10 protein-coding genes are annotated in these 16,430 nt (G+C 73.7%); 9 read left to right on the forward strand and 1 reads right to left on the reverse strand.

All coding sequences use genetic code 11. The features are described 5' to 3' along the window. Positions 1-17: 17 nt before the first annotated feature. From LX83_RS04210 to LX83_RS04245, 8 genes are all read left to right on the forward strand, one after another. Entirely contained in the window at positions 18-737 is a 720-nt protein-coding gene (locus tag LX83_RS04210; protein ID WP_253767230.1) for a haloacid dehalogenase type II, read from the forward strand. A gap of 41 nt (positions 738-778) precedes the next feature. Beyond that, a complete protein-coding gene (locus LX83_RS04215) occupies positions 779-1,219 on the forward strand; it encodes a nitroreductase family deazaflavin-dependent oxidoreductase (RefSeq protein WP_253767232.1) in 441 nt (146 codons plus the stop codon). A 466-nt stretch (positions 1,220-1,685) separates the two neighbouring features. Further along, complete coding sequence (locus LX83_RS04220) at positions 1,686-1,943, forward strand: hypothetical protein (protein ID WP_253767234.1); 258 nt, start codon at positions 1,686-1,688, stop codon at positions 1,941-1,943. 371 nt (positions 1,944-2,314) lie between these two features. Further along, on the forward strand, positions 2,315-3,544 hold the full coding sequence (locus LX83_RS04225; RefSeq protein ID WP_253767236.1) for a helix-turn-helix domain-containing protein: 1,230 nt from the start codon (positions 2,315-2,317) through the stop codon (positions 3,542-3,544). Positions 3,545-4,471: 927 nt separating this feature from the next. After that, the gene (locus LX83_RS04230) at positions 4,472-7,450 is read left to right on the forward strand and encodes a helix-turn-helix transcriptional regulator (RefSeq protein ID WP_253767238.1); all 2,979 of its coding nucleotides are present in this window, start codon (positions 4,472-4,474) and stop codon (positions 7,448-7,450) included. After that, positions 7,435-10,146 carry a LuxR family transcriptional regulator gene (locus LX83_RS04235; protein ID WP_253767240.1) on the forward strand — a complete coding sequence of 904 codons (2,712 nt, stop codon included), beginning with the start codon at positions 7,435-7,437 and terminating at the stop codon, positions 10,144-10,146. The genes LX83_RS04230 and LX83_RS04235 overlap by 16 nt, the downstream gene beginning before the upstream one ends. A gap of 5 nt (positions 10,147-10,151) precedes the next feature. Next, the gene (locus LX83_RS04240) at positions 10,152-13,079 is read left to right on the forward strand and encodes a helix-turn-helix transcriptional regulator (protein ID WP_253767242.1); all 2,928 of its coding nucleotides are present in this window, start codon (positions 10,152-10,154) and stop codon (positions 13,077-13,079) included. 470 nt (positions 13,080-13,549) lie between these two features. Further along, positions 13,550-14,260 carry a PAS domain-containing protein gene (locus tag LX83_RS04245; protein WP_253767244.1) on the forward strand — a complete coding sequence of 237 codons (711 nt, stop codon included), beginning with the start codon at positions 13,550-13,552 and terminating at the stop codon, positions 14,258-14,260. 7 nt (positions 14,261-14,267) lie between these two features. Here LX83_RS04245 and LX83_RS04250 read toward each other — a convergent pair whose 3' ends face one another. Then, on the reverse strand, positions 14,268-14,885 hold the full coding sequence (locus LX83_RS04250; RefSeq protein WP_253767246.1) for a TetR/AcrR family transcriptional regulator: 618 nt from the start codon (positions 14,883-14,885) through the stop codon (positions 14,268-14,270). A 146-nt stretch (positions 14,886-15,031) separates the two neighbouring features. Here LX83_RS04250 and LX83_RS04255 point away from each other — a divergent pair, with 146 nt between their 5' ends. Beyond that, entirely contained in the window at positions 15,032-16,414 is a 1,383-nt protein-coding gene (locus LX83_RS04255) for a carboxypeptidase regulatory-like domain-containing protein (protein WP_253767248.1), read from the forward strand. Positions 16,415-16,430 lie beyond the last annotated feature (16 nt).

Here is a 16,430-nt window from a genome sequence, read left to right on the forward strand (position 1 = left end):
GGAAACGGTGGTGACTCGTGCAGGCACCGGCTGCGGTGGTGTTCGACGTGTTCGGCACCCTGGTCGACTGGTACACCTCGATCAGCGAGCGGGCCAGGCGGATCGCCGCGCGCGCCGGGGTGGAGCTGGACGCGGAGCGGCTGACCGTGCTGTGGCGTGGCCGGTACGGGCCGGCCCTGGACGCGGTGCGGCTGCGCCAGCGCCCCTGGTGCGACCTGGACCAGCTGCACCGCGAGTCACTGGCGGAGACGCTGGCCGAACTCGGCGTCCGGTTGGCCGAGGCGGACCAGGAGGAACTGGTCGCCGGCTGGCACCAGCTGCGACCGTGGCCGGGCGTGCCCGAGGCCCTTGCCCAGCTGCGCCGGCTGCTGCCGGTCGCGGCGCTGTCCAACGGCCACATCCGGCTGCTGATCGACCTGACCCGGTACGCCGGGCTGTCGTTCGACACGCTGCTCTCCGCGGAACTGGCCGGCACCTACAAGCCGCATCCCGCCGTCTACCAGACCGCGGCCCGGCTGCTGGGCCTGGCGCCGGACCGGGTCGTGCTGGTCGCCTGCCACGGCTGGGACCTGGCGGGCGCCCGGCAGGCCGGACTGCGCACCGCCCACCTGCCCCGGCCCACCGAGTGGGGGCCGAACGCACCGGCCCGCGCCGTGCCCGAGGCCGACATCACCGCCAGCGACATCACCGACCTGGTGGGCCGGATCGCCCTGCTGGCCACCCCGGCCAGCGGCTGAACCACCGGAATGAACCAGAACGCAACCGTGTTGGAGGACACATGCCTCTTGTTGGCGAGTACGAGCCGAGTCCCACGCAGTGGGCGCGCGACCAGGTGGAGCTGTACGAGCGCTCGGGCGGGACCGAGGGAACGACCCTGAACGGCCTGCCGGTCGTGATCCTGACGACCAGGGGCGCCAAAACCGGCAAGATCCGCAAGACCCCGCTGATGCGGGTCGAGCACGACGGCCAGTACGCGGTGGTCGCCTCGCTGGGCGGCGCGCCCAAGCACCCGGTCTGGTACTACAACCTGCTGGCCGATCCCCGGGTGGAGTTGCAGGACGGGCCGGTCAAGCAGGACATGGTGGCGCGTGAGGTCACCGGCGAGGAGAAGGCCCTGTGGTGGGAGCGCGCGGTCGCGGCGTTCCCGCCCTACGCGGAGTACCAGCAGAAGACCGAGCGGCAGATCCCGGTCTTCGTGCTCACCCCGGCGCAGCACTGACCGACGCGGGTGCGGCGGACGCGTGCGACGGGACAGCGGTGTGCTGACCCGACCGGAGGGTCGGCGCTGACCCGTCGCGCGTTCCCGGTCGAGCGCGGGAGCCTCGGCCCGGTCCGTCCACGAGGGACACACGGCGAAGCCGGAACTCGTTGGCAGAACAGGGTGTACAACCGGACCCGGGCCGTGTTAACGTCTGCGCCGTGATCTGATGGACATCGCGAGCGCGCCAGGCGCGCCATCCACACCGCGTCTGCGGTTTCACCCGTGACGCGCATCTCTGTCGATTGGTAGCCCCCGTGGTTCACGCGGGTGTGGTTCTGCCAACGGCTCTCACCGATCTGATCGCTCCCGCCTGACCTGGTCCCGCCCTGCCCACCTGTCGTGCACACGTGGGCCGCGGTGGCCGGGCTGACGCTCGCGGACGCGACGGATTTCCCAGCACGTTCGCACCCTGAGGGAGGCGCACATGGCCGCGCACTCGGCACCCCGCGACGCCACGTCCACTTCGTCCCTGATCACCAACTCGGTTCCCGGTGAGGAGACCACCATTCCCGCTCCGTTCCACACCGACCAGCCCGCCACCAACGCCGCCCCGAACCGGCGGCAGCGCCGCATGGCCGGCAAGCAGCAGCAGTTGCCCCCGGCCAGGATTCCGGCCGCTGGCCGCAACGGCGTGGCCGTGAACCCGCGCCAGTTCGCGGTGCGCCGCCGCGGCGGCCGGTGAGCGACGGGGGGCGGAGGTTCGTCGAAACCTCCGCCCCCACAACACTTTCCCGGCACCGCCACCATCGTCCACTGAGGACGACGGCGGCCCTCGCCCAAGCCCCTCGGTCAGCCCGGCCCGCGCGTGCGCCTTGACCAGCCCCCCCGGGCAGATCGCCGGAAGGGTGTTCCCCGGTTGTGACCAGCCGGTCGGACGGATGTGACAGACTTGACTCAGATCAGTCAGCATCCGGCATCAACTGGGCAATGCCGGCATGTGTAGTGATCTCGGTAGTCAATCTGACGCTAGAGTGCACGGCCGGAGGCATCGTCGCGGAGTGGATCGGTTGTGGGCATGACCAGGGACAGCGTGTGCACCCGGAGACCGGCCGGATGACCGATCACGTGGACTCTGGTTTCGGGGCCCGGCTGCGCGCGATTCGCCAGCGGCGCGGGCTCACCCAGCGGCAACTGGCCTGCCCCGGCATCTCCACGAGCTATGTCTCCCGGCTGGAATCCGGCAACCGGGTGCCCTCGCCCTCGGTGGTCGCCCAGTTGGCCGAGGCGCTCGGGGTGACCGCGGCCGAGCTGCTCGGCACGGCCGCCGAAGACCTCGGCCAGGACGAGGCCCTGCACTGGTGCGAGGCCACCCTCGCCGTTCGCGACGGTGATCTCGACAGCGCCGTCGACCTGCTCACCGAACTGGGCCGGCGGCACCAGGACGACCTCTTCGCCTGGTCGGTGCGGTGGACCAGGGCGGTGCTGATGAGCCGTGGGCGGGACGCCGACGAGCTGCTCACCGCGGTGGAGGAGTTGCGCGCCGGCTGGTCGCCGGGGCCGGCGGTGGACGCCCTGGTGGAGTTGCAGCGGGCGCACACCCTGTGGCGGCTCGGCCGGCCGTCCGAGGCGGTGCGGTCCGCGCGGCTGGCCGCGGACCTGGTGGGGCAGCAGGCCTCGCCGGCGCGGCGGCGGGTCCGGGTCCGCGCGCTGGTCACCCTGTGCACCCAGTTGGCCAGGTCCGGCCGGTTCACCGAGGCCGAACAGGCGATCGAGGAACTCACCCGAGAACTCGACGGCCTGCCGCAGGACCAGCTGGCGGTCTCGGCGTGGTGGGTCCGGGCCCAGGTGAAGGAGCGGCTGGGTGAGCTGACCGAGGCGTACCGGTCGATCAGGCACGCGCTGGACCTGCTCAAGGACTGCTCCGGCGGCCCGGCGTTCCGCTGCCGGGTCCGGCTGGCCGCGGTGTCGATCGAGCTGCGGTCGTCCGTGCCGGACCTGGCCGCGATCGCCAGGGAACTCGACGAGGTGGCGGCCGAGGCCAGTCCGGCCACCGTGCTGGTCGGGCAGGTGGCCGAGCTGCGTGCCGAGTTGGCGCTGTTGCAGGACGATCCCGACCGCTGCTGGGCACTGGCCGAGCACGCGCTGTCCCTGGGCGTGCTCGACGACGAGGACGAGCTGCGCTGCCACCTGCTCCGGGTCCGGGCCGCCGACCAGGCCGACGACCAGGACAGGTTCGGCGCGGCGCGGAAGTCGCTCGCCGCCCTGCTCGACCGGATCAGTCCCGAGGTGGTGGACCCGCTGCTGTGGCGCGACATCGCCCGGTTCGCCCTGAGCCGTCCCTAGTGCGGTGACCCTGGTGCGGGCCGCGAACGGGGCACGGAACACCGTTCGTGCCCCGGCACCCGCGCCGAGATCATCCCGAGAGCCGCCGCGGCCACCACCACCGGCACGAGAAACCGCCGCCACCACGCTGTCACCGTCATCCGCACTGGTGCCGCTCCTGCTTCCTGGCTGCTGGCTGTTCCGACACAAACCACAGACCGATCACGAAATGCCCGAGGGGAAAATAGCCGAGCCGCACGTCAGGCGCGTGCGAGCCAGCGATGTCTGCACAAGCTGGCAAGCAATGTGCCGATTTCGACCCGCACTCGGCCGACGCGCCCAGTTCGCCCGCCCGCCTGGTCGAGCCCAGGACGGGTGGTGTGCCGCACTCCGCCACCACCCGCCGCCCGGGAAACGCCCACCGCAGGTCACCCCGTCCACCCGTGCCGGGCGGGCCGGCCCCGCCGAGTCGCCGGCCGCCGGTCGTTCCCCGCGAACCGAACGGCGCGGTGGGTGCGGGCGAATCCGGTGACTAGCACTGGTGTGGCGGCCGGCGGCCGTGGTGACCACATGCCGGGAACACCCACGTCGCCGGCGCTGCACGGGCCCGGTCGGGCTCGCGGCTTATCTGATCAACCCGGGCTTGTCAAGCTTTGTCACATTCCCGCACGAACCTCCGCTGCTCGGTCGAGCTGTGGTGCCCGCGTGGTGGAAAACAGTGGAATGCCGGATTCGTCAGGCTGAACTTTAGTGTTCTCCCGGTAATTTCTCCCGGTGTCCAGCCAAGCTGGCACTGTCTGCCCAGCGGCCGGGCGGTGCTGACTCGACCGTGATCGACTGCGTATCATGCCGGGGAGGCAAGCTCGGGAATGGCTTGTCAACTGTGGTCACATGGATGTCAACTGGCCCCGCGGCCGGGTGGCCGGATCACAAGGAGGCTGACCAGTGGTGGCGGACCGCAGTGAGATCACCGTCCCGCCCCTGAACGACGCCCTGCCGCTGGTCGGCCGGTCCACCGAACTGTCCGCGTTGTCCGCCCTGGTCGACGCGGCCATCGCCGGCCAGGCGCGGGCCGCGCTGATCCGCGGACCGGCGGGCATCGGCAAGACCCGGCTGGTCAACGCCGTTGTCGAGGCGGCCGCCGGCACGCCAGCCACCGTGCTGCGGACCACCTGCTACGAGGTGACCAGCGGTGTCGGCTACGGCGCGGTCCGCGCCCTGTTCGCCCCGCTGGGTCTGGGCGGCGACCGGGCCGGCGGCCCGTCCGGCGGGGACCGGGACGCGGGCGGTCGCGCGCACCTGCTCGACGCCGGGGCCAAGTGGGCGCTGCCCGCTCTGCTGCCCGAGGCACAGGTGCCGGACAGCGGCGGTCGCGACGCGTCCTACCCGGTGCTGCACGGGCTGTACTGGCTCGCGGTCAACGTGATGTCAACCGGGCCGCTGGTCATCGTGGTCGACGACGTGCACTGGTGTGACGAGCGCACCCTGCGCTGGCTGGACTTCCTGCTGCGGCGCGCGGACGGTCTGCCGCTGCTGGTGCTGCTGGCCCAGCGCACCGGCACCGCGGGGCCGAACAGCGCGGTGCTCGCCGAGATCCTGGCCCAGCCCAGCTGCGAGATCCTCGACGTCCGGCCGCTGGCCGAACGCGACGTGGCCGACCTGGCCGCGCTGGTGCTGCGCGCGCCGGTCGATCCCGAGTTCCAGCGCTGCTGCGCCGAGGTCACCGCCGGCAACCCGCTGCTGCTGACCCGGCTGCTCGGCGAGCTGAGCTGGGAGGGGGTGCGGCCGACCGCGGCCGGGGTGCGCCGGGCGGCCGAGGTGGGCAGGAACGCGCTGGCCGCCTCGGTGCTGCCCAGGCTGGCCGGTCAGCCCGACCACGTCCAGGCGGTGGCCCGCGCCGCGGCCGTGCTCGGCGGCGCGGTCGACCAGGTCGGCACCGACCTTCTGGCCGCGCTCGCCGGCGTGCCGCCGCAACTGGCCACCTCGGCCGTGCGCGCCCTGCGGCAGCTGGCCCTGATCGCGCCGGGGCAGATCGACTTCGAGCACGACGCGCTGCGCTCCCTGGTGCTCGCCGAACACAGCCCCGACGAGGTCGAGCGGCTGCGGGTGCGGGCCGCCCGGTTGCTCAACGACGCGGGCCGCCCGGCCGAGGAGGTCGCCAACCAGCTGCTCCTGCTGTCCCAGCCGCCACAGCCCTGGATGCTCGGGGTGTTGCGGGACGCCGCGCTCCGCGCCGAGCACCGGGGCGCGCCCGAGGCCGCCGTGCGCTACCTCAGCCGGGTGCTGGACGCCAGCCAGGACCCGGCCGAGCAGACCAGGGCCCGCGTCGAGCTGGCCCGGCCGCTGGCCCTGACCGACCCGTTCGCCGCGCTGGGACACCTCAGGCAGGCCCTCGCCGACCTGCCCGACGTGCGGGCGCGGGTGCCGGTCGTGGTGCGGTTCGCGCTGACCGCGCTGGCCACGCAGCGCGCGCTGGAGGCGGTCGGCCTGCTCACCGCCGCGCTCGACGAATTCCCGACCGGACCGGACAGCCAACCCGGCGACCAGGACCTGCGCGCGCTGCTGGAGGCCACCCTGGTGCTGGTCGGCTCGGACGAGAAGTCGACCATCGGCACGGTGCGCGAGTGGCTGCGGCGGCTGCCGCCGCCGGCCGGGAACAGCCCGGCCGAGCGCCAGATCCTCGGCATGACCGCGGTGCTGTCCGCGGCCGGGTGCAGTCCGGCCAGCGAGGTGGTGGAACTGGCCAACCGCACGCTGCGGGCCGGCACGGCCAACCCGAGCGGCTGGGCGGCGGCCTCCGCGGCGCTGGCACTGCAACTGGCCGACGAGGTGACGCCGGCGCTGGCCGCGTTCGACCGGCTGCTGGTGGACAGCCGGGAGCAGGCGGCGGCCTGGATGCACTGCGTGCTGCTGGCCAGCAGGGGTGTCCTGCAGTACGGGATCGGTGACATCGCCGAGGCGGCGGCGGACGCGCAGACCGCGGTGCACATCGCCGAGCAGGAGATCTGGCGGCGCAGCGCGACCATGCCGTTCATCGTGCTGGCCTACACCCTCGTCGAGCGGGACGACCCCGACCGCGCCGAGGCGGCCCTGGCCAGGGTGGACCGGCCGCGGTTCGACGAGTTCGTCTGGGAATGGCACTACTTCCTGCACGTCAACGCCCGCCTGCGCTGGCTGCGCGGCGACCTGGACGGCGCACTGGAACACCTGCTGCGCTGCCAGCGCAGCCTGGCCGAGGCCGAGATCACCAACCCGGTCTTCGTGCCGTGGTGGGTGGACGCCGCGTGCATCCACGCCCAGCAGGGGCACCCGGAGCGCGCGGTGGAGCTGGTCGACCAGGCGCGGGACCTGGCCCGCCAGTGGGGCACGCCCCGGGGTGAGGGGCTGGGCCTGCTCGCCGCCGGCGTGCTGTCCGGCGGGGCGCGGGCGGTGGACCTGTTGGAGCAGGCCGTCGAGGTGCTGGCGAGAAGCCCCGCCCGGCTGGACCACGCGCACGCCCACTACCGGCTCGGCCGGGCCCTGCTCGACGTCGACGACGCCAGAGGGGCCCGCCGGCAGTTCCGCCAGGCCGTGGACCTGGCGGCCCGCTGCGGCTCCCAGGCGATCAGCCGGGTGGCCAGCAACCAGCTGGTGGCCGCCGGGGGACGGCTGCACCGCGAGATTCGGACCACTGTGGACACGCTGACCGGCGCGGAACACCGGGTGGCGGCGCTGGCAGCGGGTGGGGCGAGCAACCGGGAGATCGCCGAGGCGCTGTTTGTCACCGTGCGTACCGTGGAAGTGCACCTGACCAATGTGTACCGCAAGCTCGGCGTCACCCGGCGCACCGAGTTGCCCGCGGTACTCGGGAACACCTCGACGACCGGCGCGCACTCGCGGTCGGACGACGAGTCCGGCTTTCGGGAGGGCGGATGGCGACGAGCCTGAGTCGAGTGGTGGGCAGGGGACAGGACACCGTTGCCGCCTGGCGGGACGTGGACGCGTTGGACGTCCTGGTGGAGCGGACCGAACAGGTGGAGCTGCTGGAGCGGCTGGTGTCCGGCCTGGCCGACCGGAACTCGGCCGCGGTGGTGGTCCGCGGCCGCCCCGGCACCGGTCGCAGCGAGCTGCTGCGCCGCGCGGGTGAGCTGGCCAGGGCGCACGGCGTCCGGGTGATCAGCGCGGCGGGCTCCCCGGAGGAGTCGTCGCTGCGCTACGGCGTGGTCTCCCAGCTGCTCGGCGCGCTCCGCCCGGTCGGTTGTCCACTGTGGACGCACCCGATGTGGACCGATCCGAGCAGGGACGCCGAGCTGCTGCCCATGCTGTGCCGGGACTTCCTCTCGGTGGCCCGCAAGGCGCCGCTGCTGGTCGTGGTGGACGACGCGCAGTGGGCGGACGCGCACTCGGTCCGCTGGCTGCAGGCCATGGCCCGGCGGCTGTCGGACGTCCCGCTCATGCTGCTGCTCTCGCTCACCAGCGGTAGCGCGGCCGAGGACGCGCAGCTGCCCTCGACGGTCAGTGCCGCGGTCGTGCCCGCCACCCACCTGATCGACCTGCGCCCGCTGAGCGCCGCCGGCGTGCGGCAGGTGCTCGCCGCCGCGCACACCGGGCCGGTGCCCGAGGCGTTCGCCGCGGCCACCGCCCAGATCACCGGGGGAAACGCCGCCGTGTTGCACGCCGTGCTGCGGCACTTCGCCCGCGCCGGCCTGGCGCCGACCGCGGCGCAGGTGCCCCAGGTGCGGGCCAGCGCCGTGCGCGCGGTGGGCGAGCGCGTCGACCGACTGCTGGCCGGAATCCCGGCGGGGCTGGTCGACCTGCTCCGCGTGCTGGCGGTCTGCGGCGGACACCTGGACTTCGAACTGATGCTCTCGCTGGCCGGGCCGAGGGCCAGGTCCGCGTCCGGCACCCTCGACCTGCTCGCCCGCACCGGTCTGGTCCGCTTGCACGGCGGCAACCCCGAACTGGTCGACGCCACCACCGCGGCGCGGGTGCTGGCCGGGATGAGCGCCAGCGACCGGGCCGAGCTGTACGCGCGGGCCGCCCAGTTGGCGCACCGGTGTGCCAGCGCGGACGAGGGACTGGCCAGCCTGCTGCTGGGGGCCCGGCCGATCGGCGAACCCTGGGCGGTGGAGGTGCTGCGCAGGGCCGCCGCGCACAGCCGGGAGCACGGTCAGCCGCACCGGGCCGGAGAGTTGCTGGCCAGGGCGCTGCGGGAACCCCTCGACCCGGTGGTCAGGGCACAGCTGGTGGTGGAACTGGCCGTGGCCGGGACACCGAGCTTCCCGGCGGCCGGCGACCGCCGGCTCGGCGAGCTGATCAGCGAGCCCGGCGGGGACGAACTCGCCCCGTTCCGGCTGCGCGCCGCCGACCTGCTGCTGGCCCGTGGCGAAGCCGAACTCGTCAGGCAACACCTGGCCAGGGCGGTCCACACCAGCGAGACACCCGCGCTGCTCGCCCTGTACTGGCTGGCCGAGAACTCCAGTCCGGACGACGCCGGCCTGACCAGTCCGGACCTGGCCAGCGTGCCGCCACTGCCGGACCGGCCCACCGACCCCGGTCAGGCCGGTGCGGCGGCCTGGCGGCTGGCCGCGCGCGGCCAGGACCGGGACCGGGCCGGGGAACTGGCCCGCGCCGCGCTGCACGCCGGCGACCTGACCGGCGCACCGCTGTGCCCGCGCGTCGCGGCCAGCCGCGCGCTGATGCTCGGCGACGACCGGGTCGAGGCGCTGGCCGGGCTGGACCAGGTGCTGGCGGACGCCAACCGGCTGGGCGCGACCAGCGTGGCCGCACTGGTGCTCGGCCTGCGGGCCTCGGTCGGCCTGCGCTTCGGCCAGCTGGACGAGGCGGAACGAGACCTCGGCGAGGCACTGCGGCGGGTGCCGCTGCGCGACTGGCACCCCAGGCTCGCGCCGGGCGCGCTCGCCGTGGCGGTGCTGCTGCACCTGCGGCGCGGCGAGCCGGGCCAGGCCGAACGCGCGCTGGCCGAGTTCGCCGCGCACCAGCCGGACGGCGCCGTCCAGGGCGCGGCCTGGTCCTACCTGCTGTTCGCCCGGGGCCGGTTGCGGCTGGCCGTCGGCGACGCCTCGGCGGCCCTGGCCGATCTGCGCGAGTGCGGGCGCGAACTGCTCGCCAGGGGCTGGACCAACCCGGCGCTGCTGCCGTGGCGGTCGGTCGCCGCGCTGGCCCACCACGCGCTGGGCGAGCAGTCCGCCGCCGCCCGGCTGCTCGCCGAGGAACAGCAGCTGGCCGCGGCGTGGGGCGCGGCCGGCGCCGTCCGCGTCGCCGAACTGGCGGCGGCCACCGTGCTCGGTGGGCCGGACCGGACCCGCACCCCGGCCGTCCCCCGGCCGGACCCGGCGACACAGCTGCTGGTGGCGTCCAGGGCCGCGCCGGGCCGCCAGGGCGAACCCGAGCCCGCGACCGGCCCGGCCCCGGTCCGGCCGCTCACCGAAGCGGAGAACCGGATCGTCCAGTTGGCGGTCCGGGGCTATCCCAACAGCCGGATCGCCCAGGAGCTGGCCGTCACCCGACGCACCGTCGAACAGCACCTGACCAGGGTCTACCACAAGCTGGGCATTCCAGGGCGCCACCACCTCGGGCCGGCCCTGCGGCACACCGGTGGTCGGGCGGGCGAGGAGGACTGACCGCGGTGCTGCTGGAACGACAGGCCGAGCTGGCCGCGGTGGCCGAGGCACTGCGCGCGGCCAGAGCCGGCAACGGGAGCCTGGTGGCGATCACCGGACCGCTGGGCGTCGGCAAGACCGCGCTCCTGCACCACCTGCCCGAGCTGGTCGAGCCGGGCACGTCCGCCGCCGAGGCGGACACCCGGGTGCTGCGGGCCAGCGGCGCCCTGCTGGAGCAGGACTTCGCCTTCGGCGTGGTGCGCCAGCTGTTCGAACTGGTGGTGCCGCGCGCGCCCGAGGAGGTGCGGCAGCGCTGGCTGGCCCGGGCCGCCAGCTTCGCGCGGCTGGTGTTCAACGAGGACAACCTGCGCGGCGCCTACCACGGGCGGGACTCGGTGGCCCAGACCGTGCTGCACGGGTTGCAGGCCCTGGTCGCCAACATGAGCGCCGACCAGCCGCTGCTGATCCTGGTCGACGACCTGCAGTGGGTGGACGTCCCCTCCCTGCGCTGGCTGGGCTACCTGGTCAAACGGCTGGACGGGCTGGCCGTCACGGTCGTGGTGACCGTGCGCGAGGGCGAACCGCGCGCCAGCCAGCCGCTGGTTCGGGAGATCACCGCCGCGGCCACCCGGACGCTGCGGCCCCGGCCGCTGCACCTGGCCAGCACCAGGGCCCTGGTGGCCGAGCGGTTCGGTGAACCCGGTGACGAGGAGTTCGCCCGCGCCTGCCAGGAGACCAGCGACGGCAACCCGTTGTTCCTGATGTCGATGCTGCTGACGATGGCGGTCGCCGGGCAGCGGCCGGTCGAGGCGGAGGCGGACACGGCGCGGACGCTGCGGCCGTCCCTGTTGCGGGACCGGCTCGTCGCCTGCCTGCGCTCGCAGCCGGCGCCGGTCCGCGACTTCGCCAGGGCGCTGGCCCTGCTCGGCGAGCAGGCCGAGCTGGAGCTGATCTGCCGGCTGGCCGGCCTGGACGCGGTCGCCGGCACCGAGGCACTGCACGTGCTGGACCAGCTCGGTCTGCTGGCCTCGGCCGCGCCACCGCGGTTCGCGCACCTCGCCGTGCAGGACGCGGTCGAGGAGTCGATGGCCGTGGCCGAGCGCGAGCAGCTGCACCTGCGCGCCGCCGCGCTGCTGCACGGCTGCGGCCACCCGGCCGAACAGGTCGCCGCGCAACTGCTCGCGGTCACCTCGCAGCAGGACCGCTGGGCCATCGAGGTGCTGCGGTCGGCCGCGGACACCGCGCTGCGCCGGGGCGCGCCCGAGGCGGCCGCCCGGTACCTGCGCCGGGCCCTGCTGGACTGCTCACCCGACGGCGAGGACCGGGCCGCGCTGCTGGTCGACCTGGCCACGGCCGAGCGCGGGTTCGACCCGCAGGCGTCGGTGCGGCACATCTCCCAGGCGGTGCCGCTGTTCTCCTCGGCACGGCAGCGCGCCGCCGCGGTCGCGCGGATCGCGCCCGCGGTGCTGGACGCCGCGCCGCTGCCCGTGCTCGACCTGGTGCGGCAGGTCGCCGAGGAACTGGGCGAGGCCGACCGGTTGACCGGCCCGGAGCGGGAACTCGCGCTGCGGCTGGAGGCCCAGCACCGCTACACCGGCAAGGGTGATCCGGCGGCGCTGCGCTCGGCGGTCGAGCGGCTGCGCGCGCTGGGCGGCGAGCCGCCGGTGGACACCCCGGCCGAGCGGCAGCTGACCGCGGTGCTGCTGCACGCGGCCACCCTGGGCCAGCACCTGCCGGCCGCCGAGGTGGCCCGGGTGGGCAGCGCGGTCCTGGAGCGGGAGCCGGCCACGCCAGGGCACGCGCACACCGCGCTGCCGCTGCTGGTGCCCGCCCTGGTGGCGGCCGACGCCGCGCACGGGATCAGCTGCTGGTTGGACATCGCCCTGGAGCAGGCCCGGGGTGAGCACGCGGTCGGCGCCCAGGTGTGGATCCGCGTCGAGCAGGCCATGACCCTGCTGGGCACCGGTGAACTGCGCCGGGCCAGGGCGCTGGCGGTGCAGGCGCACGAGCTGGCCGGCGCGGAGTGGGCCGACGCCGCGGCGATGTCCGCGGTGGTGCTGGCCTGGGTGGCGGTCCACACCAGGGACGCCGACCTGACCGCCTGGCTGCTGGCCGAGGGCGAACAGGACCGCTTCGGCGGCGTCGGGGCCACCCGGCACACGCCCTGCGTCACCGCGGCGCGGCAGATGCTGCGGGGCTGGCTGGCCGCCGCCGGTGGGGACGACGACCGCGCGCTGGAGCACTTCCTGGAGTGCGGGCACTGGCTGGAGCGGTTCGGGTGGGGCAATCCCGCGCTGTACCCGTGGCGGAGCTGGGCGGCCGACCTGCACCGGCGGCGGGGACGGCTGGACGCGGCCGCCGAACTGGTGGAGCAGGAGAGCGCGCTGGTGACCGCGTGGGGCGCGCCGGCGGCGCTGGGTCGGCTGTTGCGGGTCCGCGCCCGGCTGGCGGACGGGGCCCGCGCCGTCGACCTGCTGCGCCAGGCCGTCGCCACGTTGGACGCCTCGGACAACCGGCTGGAGCTGGCCAAGGCGTCGGTGCGGCTGGGGCAGCTGCTGCGCCGCGCCGGTGACGCGCAGGCCGACCACCACCTGCGGCGCGGCTACGAGCTGGCCACCTGGTGCGGGGTGCGCTGGCTGGCCGACCAGGCGCACGCCGAGCTGGCCACGGCCGGGGCCGCCGGCCTGCCGCGCCCCCGACCGCCCTCGGCCGGGTCGGTGCTGACCAAGACCGAACACCGGGTGGCCTCGCTGGCCGTGCACGGCCACACCAACAAGGAGATCGCCGACGCGCTCGCGGTCAGCTGCCGCGCGGTGGAAAAGCACCTCACGAATGCCTACCGCAAACTCGCCGTTCCCGGTCGGGCCGGATTGGCCGGCGCGCTGCGGGCCCTGGAGGCGCCGGAAACCGCGGTGCCCGGGCCGGCCCGGAGAAGTGAATCCCGTCACCAATAGCGCGTCGCGCCGAGTTTTCCACCGCGAATTGGGAGTCGGGGCGATAACCGCACCGGTGGTGCGCCCCCGACCAGGGGCACCGGCATACCCAGGCGCCATCCGGCCCGGTCGGCCCCGCCGGCCCAGCGCGGCCGGCCGCCGTGGGGTTTCCATTCCCGGAGATACGTGCTGAACTGGAAAAACCACGGTCTGTTCTGCTCGCGGGCGGCATCCTGGCCACCGAACCACACCACCGAACACCCCGGTGGGCGGACCGAACCTCGGTCCGGTGCGGACCACAATATTAGGGCCACTGGCCGGTAGCGCGTTGACGGATTTGTTGTGGCTCCATACGCTCGAAAATGTCGAAACTGTCTCTTGTTCGGCTCTCTCTGACGATGACCGAGCCTATTCGGGATTGCGGTGGTTTGTGCATGACTGTTGTCTTGGATATCAACACGGCAGCAGACAACAGGAGAAACGCTCAGCCCGTGGTGCGGACGAGCCCCCAGGGGCGGGCGGGTGCGGAAGCACCGACCACGGGAAGCACCGGAGACCTGCGCGCCGAGCCGGCCGGCCGGCACGCCGGCCTGTTCAAGTCGCTGTTCGAGCGGTCCGGGATGGGGATCGCCAGTCTGGATCTGGACCTGCGGGTGCAGGAGGCCAACGCCGACTTCTACCGGCAGTTCGGGCTGCGCCCCTCGGAGGCGTACGGTTGCGGCTTCACCGACCTGCTCCACCCCAGCGTGGCCGAGAACCTGCGCCGCCAACTGGCCAAGCTGGCGGCGGGCAAGCGCACCCGGTTCTGCGACCACATGGTGGCGGTGCGCGGCAACGGCGCCGCCTTCTCCGGTGAGCTGATCGGCATCATGGCGCACGGCCAGGACGGCCGGCCGGAGGCGGTCATCGTGCTGGTGAAGCCGGAGAACACCGGCAGGGACAACCCGGTGGTGGTGGAACGCGGCAAGATGCTCAGCGAGTTGGACGCCCGCATCCTGGAGGGCGTGGCCGCCGGGGTCTCCACGGTCCAGTTGGCCAACCAGCTCTACCTGAGCAGGCAGGGCGTCGAGTACCACGTGAGCGCGATGCTGCGCAGGCTCAAGGCGCCCAACCGGCCGGCGCTGGTCTCCCGCGCCTACGCCCTGGGCATCCTCGGGGTGGGCAACTGGCCGCCCCGGGTGCTGCCCGAGTACGTGAAGTAGCCGGGTCTCACGTCCGGGCGGGCGGGGCCAGGCCCCGCCGCACCAGATCCATGGCCTGGTCGAGCAGGTCGATCAGGTCCGGGCCGGTGCCCGGCTGCCAACAGCCGATGACGACCCGGTAGGCGGAGAAGGCCACCGCGGCCGTGGTGCGCACGTACACGTCGCACTCGGTCAGCCCGGTGCGCGCCACCACCGCGTCGATCACGGCCTGCTCGATCGCCCGGTTGGTGTGGTTGAGGCGGGGCAGCAGTTCGGGGTGTTCCCGCAGCAGCAGGGTGCGTTCCCGCCAGGTCTCGTCGGCCTTGAGTTCGGCGAGCCGCTCGGCGAACGCCGCGTGGATGGCCTGGATCGGTGACTCCTCGGCGGGCCGCTCGATGATGCGCTGCCGGAACCGCTGCGGGGTGCCCTCGCTGAACGAGAGCACGGCCTCGTCCTTGGTCTCGAAGTAGTTGAAGAACGTGCGCGGCGACACCCCGGCCGCGGCGCAGATGTCCTCGACCGTGACCGAGTCCGGACCGTGCTGGCGGTACAGGGTGACCGCGGCGTGCCGCAGCGCGGCCCTGGTGGCCAGCTTCTTGCGTTCCCGCAGGCCACACCCGGTTTCCGGGGTGCTCGTGCTCGCCATGTTCGTCACCTTTGTCCGAGGTCCGGCGAATCCTACAGTACTGCATATTTGCAGTGGCTGCAATTATCAGCTACCGTGTCCGGGTAACGGTTGGGTGGAGTCCGTGCTCGGTCCAACCAGTCGACGCGAAGCGCAAGGGTGAGTTGATGGCGGAGCAGGACCAGGTGGATCAGACGGAGCGGCAGCCAACCTGGCGGGTGCTGGTGGAGTCGCTGTGGTTCCCGGCGTTCTTCTTCCTCGGGTTCCTGTTCTGCTACCTGCTGGCCTTCCACAACCCCACCCCGCACCACGTGCCGGTCGCGGTGGCCAACCCCGCCGTGGCCCAGCAGATCGGGACCGCGCTGAACCAGGCCAGCCCGGGCGCGTTCGACGTCGAGGCGATCTCCGGCACGGCCGAGGACGCGCGCCAGGCCGTGCTGGACCGGGACGTGGTCGCCGGGTACGCCGTGGACGCGAGCGGGCCCGTGCTGTACGTGGCCAAGGCCGACGGCTACATGCTGGAACAGGTCCTGACCAAGACGTTCACCTCGATCGCCGCCCAGACCGGCCACCAGCTGACCGTCACCGACGTGGCGCCGACCGCCGGCGGCGACGCCATGGGCACCGGCCTGTTCTACCTGGCCATGGCCTGGAACATCCCGGCGTACATCACCGTGATGATGCTGCTGCGCGCCACCATCAGCCGTCGCAACAAGGTGCTGACCCTGCTCGGCGTCGGCGCGGTGTTCAGCGTGCTCGGCTTCTACGTGGGCGTCGCCATGGACGTCATCCCGAACGACCCCGCGGTCATCCCGGTCGCCTTCCTGCTCACCCAGGCGGTCGCCCTGCCCTCCTACGGGCTGGTGCCGTTCGTCAAGCAGTTCTTCCCCGGTGTGGCCATGGGCCTGTTCGTCATGCTGAGCATGCCCTCCAGCGGCGGCGCCGTGCCACACCAGCTGGTGCCGCCGTTCTTCGGCGTGCTGCACCCGGTCATGCCGCTGGGCAACCTGGTCGACGCGGCCCGCGGGATCTTCTACTTCGACGGCGCGGGGGTGCTCCGGCCCGTGCTGGTGCTGTGCGCGTGGGTGCTGCTGGGGGTGGCGCTGATCGGTGGCCACGCGCTGGCGCAGCGGCGCGCGGAACAGCGCGCCGAGGGCGGGGGCGAGCTGGCGGAGGTGGCCGAGCCACCGGTCGAGGATCCGGCGGTGGAGATGCCCAGGCCGACCGCGCTGCCCACCCGGGGCCACCACTTCGGCGAGCAGCTGCCGGCACTGCTGGGCGCGGTGCGCACGGCCGAGGGCGAGCCGGTCGTGGGCGTCGCCGTGACCATCACCAACGGCCACGGTCGCCAACTGGTGCGCACCACCACCGACCAGGACGGCCGGTACGCGATCAGCGGGCTGTCCGAGCAGTTCGTCAACGTGGTGGTCTCCGCCCCGGACTGGGCGCCGGCCGCCCGCCGGGTGCTGATCCGCGAGGGTGGCACCGCCCGCCAGGACTTCGCGCTCCGCCCCCGCCAGTCGGCCGCGCAGGTGCTGGCCAGGCACTGACCGGCGGGGCGCGGGC

Source organism: Goodfellowiella coeruleoviolacea, assembly GCF_024171785.1.
In the GTDB taxonomy this organism is placed as follows: Bacteria; Actinomycetota; Actinomycetes; order Mycobacteriales; family Pseudonocardiaceae; genus Goodfellowiella; species Goodfellowiella coeruleoviolacea.